Origin of the sequence: Streptomyces sp. NPDC057136 (assembly GCF_042670885.1) — a bacterium.
GTDB lineage: Bacteria > Actinomycetota > Actinomycetes > Streptomycetales > Streptomycetaceae > Streptomyces.
This window is the reverse complement of the sequence record NZ_JBHUUV010000062.1, coordinates 20,610-28,784: the sequence shown is the minus strand read 5'-3', so window position 1 is coordinate 28,784 and position 8,175 is coordinate 20,610. Positions and strand designations below refer to the sequence as shown.

The window sequence follows — 8,175 nt, the reverse complement described above, 5'->3', positions numbered from 1 at the left end:
GCGGGTTTTTATGGGGGGGGGGCCACTCCCGGCGGTTTTTGTGAGCCCCCGCCTGGTTTGGGGGGGGGGGCGCCCCCCCCCCCCCAAACCGACTGGACCCGTGGCCCCCGACGGGCGACAGTAGCGCCCATGACTTCCCATGTACGCCACATCACCATCGACTGCGCCGACGCCTACAAGCTGGCGACGTTCTGGGCCGAGGTGCTGGGCGCCCCGGTGTCCGACGAGGACGTGCCCGGTGATCCCGAGGCGCTCGTCGAAGCCCCGGGCGCCGCCCTGCTGTTCATCTCCGTGCCCGAGCCGAAGAGCACCAAGAACCGTCTCCACCTCGACATCCAGCCCGACGACCGCACGCGGGACGAGGAGGTGGAGCGGCTTCTGGCGCTCGGCGCCACGATGTCCGGCGATCACCGCAAGCCGAACGGGCGCGGCTGGGCGACCCTGGCCGACCCGGAGGGCAACGAGTTCTGTGTGGAGTGCGGCGCCGCCGAACGGGCCCGGCTGACCGGGTCCCGGCTGCCGGTCACCGCGGACGACGTGACGCTGGCGGTGCGGCTCGCTGTCGACACCCTCGCGAAGTCCCCGGCGGACAACTGGCGTATCCCGGCAGGGTCGTTGGACTGGGACTGCTGGGAGACCGTGGAGCATCTGAGCGACGACCTCTTCGCGTACGCCGTCCAGCTCGGTCCGCGCAAGCCGTCGGTGGAGAGCGAGGTTCCCTACCGTTGGGCCCCGGAGCGCGAAGGCGGCCCCTGGAACGCGATCTTCGCCGACCCGGAGGCGGGAACCGCCGGGCTGCTCCAGACGCTGGAGGCGAGCGGCGCGCTCCTGGCCGCGATGGTGCGGACGGCTTCTCCCGCTGTCCGCTCCTACCACTCGTACGGCGTCTCCGACCCGGAGGGCTTCGCCGCGATGGGCATCGTGGAGACCCTCGTACACACCTACGACGTCGCCGCCGGGCTGTCGCTCTCCTGGGCCCCGCCCCGGGACCTCTGCGACCGGGTGCTGGCCCGGCTCTTCCCCGACGCCCCGGCCGACGAGGACCGGTGGACCGTCCTGCTCTGGTCCACCGGCCGCGCCGATCTGCCGGGCCGCGACCGTGTCACCTCGTGGAAGTGGCACGGTGCGCCGCTCGGCTGAGTTCTGCTACCGGTGGGAGAACCAGCTCGCTGCCGGGAGCACCTTCCCGTCGTAGTCGAACACCGCCTGGTTCTCCCACGCGTTGCCTGAGGACGGGTCGGCCGGGTCCCAGCCGCTGCCGGTGACGGCGGTCCAGGAGGGCTCCCAGTAGACGGCGCCCATGCCCCGGCCGTTCGGCACGGCCTCGACGACGTTCATGACGTCCCGCAGGTTGGCGGCCTGGCCGGCCGGGGTCGCCGGGTAGCCGGTGACCAACTGGTCGGCCGTGGCGACGTTGTTCTCCAGGCCGTCGTCATCGGCGAGGGTGTGGGCGTAGGCGGTCTCCGCGACCAGGACGGGCTTCCCGTACCGCGTGGCGGCGTCGTCCAGGTTGGTCTGGAGCTCGGACAGGGAGCCGTGCCAGTACCCGTAGTACGAGAGCGCGATGACGTCGAACGGCACGCCGCGCGACACCGCGTTGTCGAACCACCAGCGGGTGCCCGCGTTGTCGCCGCCCTTGGCGAGGTGCAGGGCCACCTTCGTACCCGAGGAGACCGCCTTCGCCGCGTTGGCCCCTGAGGTGAGCAGGCCGGCCAGCTGGGACCAGTTGTCGGTGGAGCCCTCGGGCCAGAGCATCCCGGCGTTGGTCTCGTTGCCGATCTGCACCATGTCGGCCGTGGTGCCCTGCGCCTTGAGGGCGTTCAGCACGTCGTACGTGTGGTTGTAGACGTCCGTCTTCAGCTGGGTGTAGCTGTGACCGGCCCAGGCCGCGGGCTTGATCTGCTTGCCCGGGTCGGCCCAGGCGTCGGAGTAGTGGAAGTCGACGAGCACCTTCATGCCGAGCGCCTTGGCGCGCTTGGCCATGGCCAGGACGTGCGCCTTGTCGTTGTAACCGTCCGCCGGATTCACCCACACCTTGAGGCGTACGTAGTTCATCCCGGAGCTCTTCAGGATGCTCATGGCGTCGCCGGTCGCACCGCTGGCGTTGCGGTACGTCGCGCCGTACGCCTCGTTCTTCGGCAGGGTGGAGAGGTCACCGCCCCTGACGGCGAGCCCGGTCGTCCCCGCCGTGAAGGTGACGTCGTCGAAGTTGGCCCACTCCCCCGCGTGCGCATCGGAGTTGAGGCTGATCGTGCAGGCGCCGCCGGTCACCTTGACGGAGGTGACCAGGCGTATCCACGCGCCGTCGGCGGTCGGCGGCAGGTCGGTTCGCTGCTCGGCGCTGCCGCAGTTGCGCAGGGCGAGGTACGCGGAGTTCTGACCGCCGCTGGAACGGACCCAGGCGCTCAGGGTGTACGTACCGTCGGTGAGACCGGAGAGGTACTGGTAGGTCTCCACCTTGTAGGCCGACGAGGCCCAGTGGCTGAGCCGGGTACTGCCGCTGTGTCCGCCCGCCTCGGTGAAGGAGGCGGTGTTCTGGCCGCCCGCCGAGTAGGTGGACCAGCCGGTGGCGCCGGACTCGAAGCCCGGGTTGGCGGGGGTGGTGGCCGCGTGGGCGGTCTGGGCGGGGAGTGCGGCGAACAGCAGCCCTCCGAGGGCTGCCGCTGCTGCGGCTCTGATCTTTCCGTGCGACGTTCCGTACATCGTCGATGTCCCTTCGACAGTTGTGCGGTGCGGGGGTGTGCGGTGGGTGTGCGGTGGGGCCTCAGCCGTCGAGCTGTACGACGCGGACCGCGCCCGCCGGAACGGCGAGGTGGTCCTTGGCGGGCTCTCCGGTGAGGAGTTCGGTGCCGGGGGCGTCCAGCGGCACTTCGGTGTCGCCCTCGGTGTGGTTGATCACGAAGAGGTACGTGCCGCTCTCGCCGGTGCGGCGTACGACCTCGACGTCGTGCGGCAGGCCGGCGCGGGGGGCGATCCCGGCGTCCTCGCAGGCCCGGTCCAGGACGGCGTCCAGGTGGGGGCCGGAGAGCCGGGTGGAGACGTACCAGGCGGTGCCCTCGCCCAGCCGGTTGCGGGTGACGGCGGGGCGGCCCGCGGGGATGCCGTCGGCGTACGACCAGACGGTCTCGGCGCCGCGCGGGATCACGACGTCCGACCAGAGGTCACCGGTCAGGCCGGGTCCCTCGGGCGCGCCCTCGGGGGTGATGAGCCGCACCGTGCCGCCCTCGCCGAGCGGGGAGAACTCCTCGACATGGAGGCCCAGGACGTCCCGCAGGACGCCCGGGTACGGCCCGGGGTGCACGGCGTCGTTGGTGTCGACGATGCCCGAGAAGTACGAGACGACGAGGGTGCCCCCGCCCTCGACGTAACGGCGCAGATTGCGGCCGGTCTCCTCGGTGGCGAGGTAGAGCGCGGGGACGACGATCAGCGGGTAGGCGGAGAGGTCGGCCTCGGGGTGGGCGAAGTCGACGGTCAGGTGCCGGTCGTAGAGCGAGGCGTAGAACGCGTCGGCGCGCTCGCGGGCGTCGTGCTCCTCGCTGGGGCGCCACTCCAGGGACTGCGCCCACCAGGACTGCCAGTCCCACAGCATCGCGGCGTCGGCGACGGTCCGGGTGCCGCGGATGCCTTCCAGCAGGCCGAGGTCGGCGCCGAGCGAGATGACCTCGCGCCAGATCCGGGAGTCCGTGCCGGCGTGCGGGACCATCGCCGAGTGGAACTTCTCCGCGCCGCGGCGGGACTGGCGCCACTGGAAGAACATCGCGCCCTCGGAGCCGCGGGCGACGTGCGCGAGGCTGTTGCGGGCCATTTCGCCGGGCCGCTTGGCGGGGTTGCGGGGCTGCCAGTTGACGCCGCTCGTGGAGTGTTCCAGCAGCAGCCAGGGGGCACCGCCCGCCACCGAGCGGGTGAGGTCCGCTGCCATGGCGAGGTTCACATGGGTGCGGCGGCCGTCGGTGATCAGGTAGTGGTCGTTGCTGACGAGGTCGACCTCGCGGCCCCAGGCCCAGTAGTCGACGGAGTCGCACTGGCTGAGCGCGGTCATGAAGTTGGTGGTGACGGGGGCGCCGGGGGCGAGGCGGTGGATGATGTCGCGCTCGGCGCAGAAGTTCTCGCGCATGGTGGCGTCGGCGAAGCGGGCGTAGTCCAGCTGCTGGGCCGGGTTGCCGACCGTCGGGGTGGTGCGGGGCGGGTCGATCTCGTCGAGGCCGCGGTAGCGCTGCCCCCAGAAGGCGGTGCCCCAGGCTTCGTTCACGGCCTCGACGGAGCCGTGCCGTTCGGCGAGCCAGCGGCGGAAGTGGGCCGCGCACTGGTCGCAGTAGCAGGCGCTGACCGGGACGCCGTACTCGTTGTGGACGTGCCACATCGCGAGGGCGGGGTGGTCCGCGTACCGGCGGGCGAGCTGCTCGGTGATGTTCGCCGCCGCCGCCCGGTAGGCGGGCGAGCTGTGGCAGATCGCGCCGCGTGATCCGAAGGCGTACCGCACGCCGTCGCGGCTGACGGGCAGCGCGTCGGGGTGGGCGCGGTAGAACCAGGCGGGCGGGACGACGGTGGGGGTACCGAGGTCGGCACGGACGCCGTTGGCGTGCAGCAGGTCCAGGAGCCGGTCGAGCCAGCCGAAGTCGTAGACACCCGGTTCGGGTTCCAGGAGGGCCCAGGAGAAGATCCCGACGCTGGCCATCGTCACGCCGGCCTCCCGCATCAGGCGCACGTCCTCCTGCCAGACCTCCTCGGGCCACTGCTCGGGGTTGTAGTCACCGCCGAAGGCCAGCTTGTGCAGGCCGAGCGGGGCGCTCGCGCTGGCGGGATGCGGCATGGGTGTCTCCTGGGCTCTTTGGTACAACTTCTGGGAACGTGCACACACACTCTCGGTGGCGCAGAGCCAACATAACCGCACAGCAACAACCATTGACAAGTGTCGGTTTCGTTTCTCTACTGTGAACGCTCACAGCGCACGTCGTCGCTGCAGCCCGCTTTCTCGCCAGGGGAGAAATCCATGAAGTACCGCATCGCCGCGGCGTCCACGGCCACCGTGCTCGCCGCCACCGCTCTGCTCTCGGGCTGCGGCTCGTCGGACGAGGACAACAGGACCCCGAACACCTCCGGCCCGGTCGAGCTCACCTACTGGGCCTGGGCTCCCGGTCTGGACAAGGTCGCGGACATCTGGAACGCGGGCGAGGGCAAGAAGGCCGGCATCAAGGTCACGGTGAAGAAGCAGGCTTCGGGCGACGACCTGGTTACCAAGATCATCACCGCCGCCAAGGCCCACAAGGCCCCCGACCTGGTCCAGGCCGAGTACCAGGCGCTCCCCACGCTCGTCTCCAACGATGTCCTGGCCGACATATCCAAGGAGGCCGGTGACGCCGAGGACGAGTTCGCCGCGGGCATCTGGCAGCAGGCGACGCTGGGCTCGGACGCTCTGTACGCGATGCCACAGGACTCGGGCCCGCTGATGTTCTACTACCGCCAGGATCTGTTCAAGCAGTACGGCCTGACCGTGCCGACCACCTGGGACGAGTTCGCCGAGACGGCCCGCGCGCTGAAGAAGAAGGCGCCGGACAAGGACCTCACCACGTTCTCGTCCAACGACTCCGGTCTCTTCGCCGGTCTCGCCCAGCAGGCCGGTGCCCAGTGGTGGACCACCGGCGACGACAAGTGGAAGGTCGCGATCGACGACCCGGCCACGCAGAAGGTCGCCGACTTCTGGGGCGGCCTGGTCAAGGAGGGCGCCATCGACAACCAGCCGATGTACACCCCTGCCTGGAACAAGGCGCTCAACACCGGCAAGCAGGTCGCCTGGGTCAGCGCGGTCTGGGCGCCCGGCACCCTGACCACGGCGGCCCCCGACACCAGGGGCAAGTGGGCCATGGCGCCGCTCCCCCAGTGGAACGCGGGGGAGAGCGCCACGGGCAGCTGGGGCGGCTCCTCCACCGCCGTCACCAACGACTCCAAGCACAAGGAAGCCGCCGCGACCTTCGCGAAGTGGCTGAACACGGACACCACCGCGCTCACCGCCCTGGTGAAGGAAGGCGGCATCTACCCTGCCGCCACGGCCGCGCAGACCGGCGGCGCGCTCGCACAGGCCCCCGTCTTCTTCTCGAACCAGCCGGACTTCTACGACACGGCCGCCGAGATCGCCAAGGGCACCGCCCCCGCCGCCTGGGGCCCGAACGTGAACGTCGCGTACAGCGCCTTCAAGGACAACTTCGCCCAGGCCGCCAAGAACAAGTCCGGCTTCGGGCCCGCCCTGACCGCGATGCAGGACGCGACCGTCGCCGACCTCAAGAAGCAGGGCTTCGGAGTCTCCGAGTGACACGCGCACGCCGCAGGACGTCGTACGGGGTCAAGAGCGCCCCGTACGCGTTCCTGATCCCCGCCACCCTGCTCTTCCTGCTCTTCTTCGCCCTGCCCATCGGCTACGCGCTCTACCTCAGCTTCCGCAGGACCGAGGTCTCCGGCCTCGGTCTGGGCAAGGGCGCACGCACCGAGATCTGGGCGGGCCTCGCCAACTACACCGACGCGCTCACCGACTCCGAGCTGCTGCACGGAGCGCTGCGCATCCTCGGGTACGGCGTGATCGTCGTCCCCGTGATGCTCGGTCTCGCCCTGCTGTTCGCGCTGCTCCTGGACACCGACCGGGTCCGGCTGCGCGGCTTCACCCGGCTGGCGATCTTCCTCCCGTACGCGATTCCGGGCGTCGTCGCCGCGCTGATGTGGGGCTTCCTGTATCTGCCGGACGTCAGCCCGTTCTACTACCTGCTGGACAGGGCGGGGCTGCCGCAGCCCGATCTGCTCGACGGCGGGCCGCTGTATCTCGCCCTGGCCAATATCGCGGTCTGGGGCGGCACCGGCTTCAACATGATCGTGATCTACACCTCGCTGCGGGCGATCCCGGTCGAGGTGTTCGAGGCGGCGCGGCTCGACGGCTGCTCGCAGCTGCAGATCGCGCTCCGGATCAAGATCCCGATGGTGGCGCCCTCGCTGGTGCTGACGTTCTTCTTCTCGATCATCGCCACGCTTCAGGTGTTCAGCGAACCGACGACCCTGAAGCCGCTGACCAACTCGCTCTCCACCACGTGGAGTCCGCTGATGAAGGTCTACCAGGACGCCTTCGTCAACAACGACATCTACGCGGCCGCGGCGCAGGCGGTCATCATCGCCGCCGCCACCCTGGCCCTGTCCTTCGGCTTCCTCCGCGCAGCCAACTCCCGTACGAAGCAGGGAGATTCCCGATGAGTGACCTGGCCACCCCGCGCCTCCGCAAGGCGGCGCCCGCCGCCGGAACCACCCCCGGTACACCCCAGGGCCCGCCGGTCCGTCGTCGTCCCGCCCTCGTCCCGACCGCCGTACTGCTGATCGGAGCCGCCTACTGCCTGCTGCCCGTCGCCTGGATTCTCGTCGCCTCCACGAAGTCCGGCAGCGAGCTCTTCTCCACGTTCACCTTCCTGCCGGGCACCGGTCTCGCCGACAACGTCGCCGATCTGTCGGCCTACCGGGACGGCGTGTACTGGAAGTGGATGGCCAACTCGGCCTTCTACGCCGGTGTCGGCGCCCTGCTGTCCACGGCCGTGTCCGCGATCACCGGCTACGCCCTGGCCGTGTACCGCTTCCGGGGACGCGAGAGCATCTTCAACGTCCTGATGGCCGGGGTGCTGATGCCTCCGGTGATCCTCGCCGTGCCGCAGTACCTGCTGATGGCGAAGGCCGACATGACCGACTCGTACCTCTCGGTCCTGCTGCCGGTGATCCTCTCCCCGTACGGCGTCTATCTGGCCCGCATCTACGCCAGCGCCGCGGTGCCGGCCGATGTGATCGAGGCCGGGCGCATGGACGGCGGCAGCGAATGGCGGATCTTCCGGACCATCGCGCTGCCGATGATGCTGCCGGGCCTGGTGACCGTCTTCCTGTTCCAGTTCGTCGCCGTCTGGAACAACTTCCTGCTGCCGTACATCATGCTCGGCGACGACGAGAAGTTCCCGGTGACGCTGGGTCTCTTCACGCTGCTCCAGCAGGGATCGAACACCCCGGCGCTCTATACGCTGGTGATCACGGGCGCGCTGCTGGCGATCATCCCGCTGATCGCCCTGTTCCTGGTCATTCAGCGCTTCTGGAGTCTCGATCTGCTCTCCGGCGCCGTAAAGTCCTGACAGCTCCTCACCAGGGCTTCATTTGATGAAAGAT

At 69.8% G+C, this 8,175-nt stretch carries 6 protein-coding genes; 4 read left to right on the top strand and 2 right to left on the bottom strand.

Features of this window, described 5'->3' with window-relative positions; translation table 11 throughout:
• Positions 1 to 129 precede the first annotated feature (129 nt).
• Complete coding sequence (locus ACFT7S_RS36945) at positions 130 to 1,140, top strand: VOC family protein (RefSeq protein ID WP_382740386.1); 1,011 nt, start codon at positions 130 to 132, stop codon at positions 1,138 to 1,140.
• Between the two features lie 6 nt (positions 1,141 to 1,146).
• Here ACFT7S_RS36945 and ACFT7S_RS36940 read toward each other — a convergent pair whose 3' ends face one another.
• Both ACFT7S_RS36940 and ACFT7S_RS36935 read right to left on the bottom strand, forming a co-directional pair.
• Positions 1,147 to 2,703: an arabinogalactan endo-beta-1,4-galactanase gene (locus ACFT7S_RS36940; protein ID WP_382740384.1), complete on the bottom strand. Its 1,557-nt coding sequence runs from the start codon at positions 2,701 to 2,703 to the stop codon at positions 1,147 to 1,149.
• Between the two features lie 61 nt (positions 2,704 to 2,764).
• Positions 2,765 to 4,810, bottom strand: coding sequence for a beta-galactosidase (locus tag ACFT7S_RS36935; RefSeq protein ID WP_382740381.1), 2,046 nt, complete (start codon positions 4,808 to 4,810; stop codon positions 2,765 to 2,767).
• A gap of 180 nt (positions 4,811 to 4,990) precedes the next feature.
• Between ACFT7S_RS36935 and ACFT7S_RS36930 the strand changes: the two genes are divergently transcribed.
• Genes ACFT7S_RS36930 through ACFT7S_RS36920 form a run of 3 tightly spaced genes read left to right on the top strand, consistent with a single transcriptional unit; the run spans position 4,991 to position 8,141 of the window.
• Positions 4,991 to 6,307, top strand: a complete 1,317-nt coding sequence (locus ACFT7S_RS36930; RefSeq protein WP_382740378.1) for an ABC transporter substrate-binding protein — start codon at positions 4,991 to 4,993, stop codon at positions 6,305 to 6,307.
• Complete coding sequence (locus ACFT7S_RS36925; RefSeq protein ID WP_382740375.1) at positions 6,304 to 7,230, top strand: carbohydrate ABC transporter permease; 927 nt, start codon at positions 6,304 to 6,306, stop codon at positions 7,228 to 7,230. Before ACFT7S_RS36930 ends, ACFT7S_RS36925 begins: the two co-directional genes overlap by 4 nt.
• Positions 7,227 to 8,141, top strand: a complete 915-nt coding sequence (locus ACFT7S_RS36920; protein ID WP_382740372.1) for a carbohydrate ABC transporter permease — start codon at positions 7,227 to 7,229, stop codon at positions 8,139 to 8,141. Before ACFT7S_RS36925 ends, ACFT7S_RS36920 begins: the two co-directional genes overlap by 4 nt.
• Positions 8,142 to 8,175: the final 34 nt, after the last annotated feature.

What these genes read in the sequence shown, in the direction of transcription:
- ACFT7S_RS36945 (WP_382740386.1), top strand. Translation starts at nt 130, where the DNA reads ATGACTTCCCATGTACGCCACATCACCATCGACTGCGCCGACGCCTAC.
- ACFT7S_RS36940 (WP_382740384.1), bottom strand. Translation starts at nt 2,703, where the DNA reads ATGTACGGAACGTCGCACGGAAAGATCAGAGCCGCAGCAGCGGCAGCC.
- ACFT7S_RS36935 (WP_382740381.1), bottom strand. Translation starts at nt 4,810, where the DNA reads ATGCCGCATCCCGCCAGCGCGAGCGCCCCGCTCGGCCTGCACAAGCTG.
- ACFT7S_RS36930 (WP_382740378.1), top strand. Translation starts at nt 4,991, where the DNA reads ATGAAGTACCGCATCGCCGCGGCGTCCACGGCCACCGTGCTCGCCGCC.
- ACFT7S_RS36920 (WP_382740372.1), top strand. Translation starts at nt 7,227, where the DNA reads ATGAGTGACCTGGCCACCCCGCGCCTCCGCAAGGCGGCGCCCGCCGCC.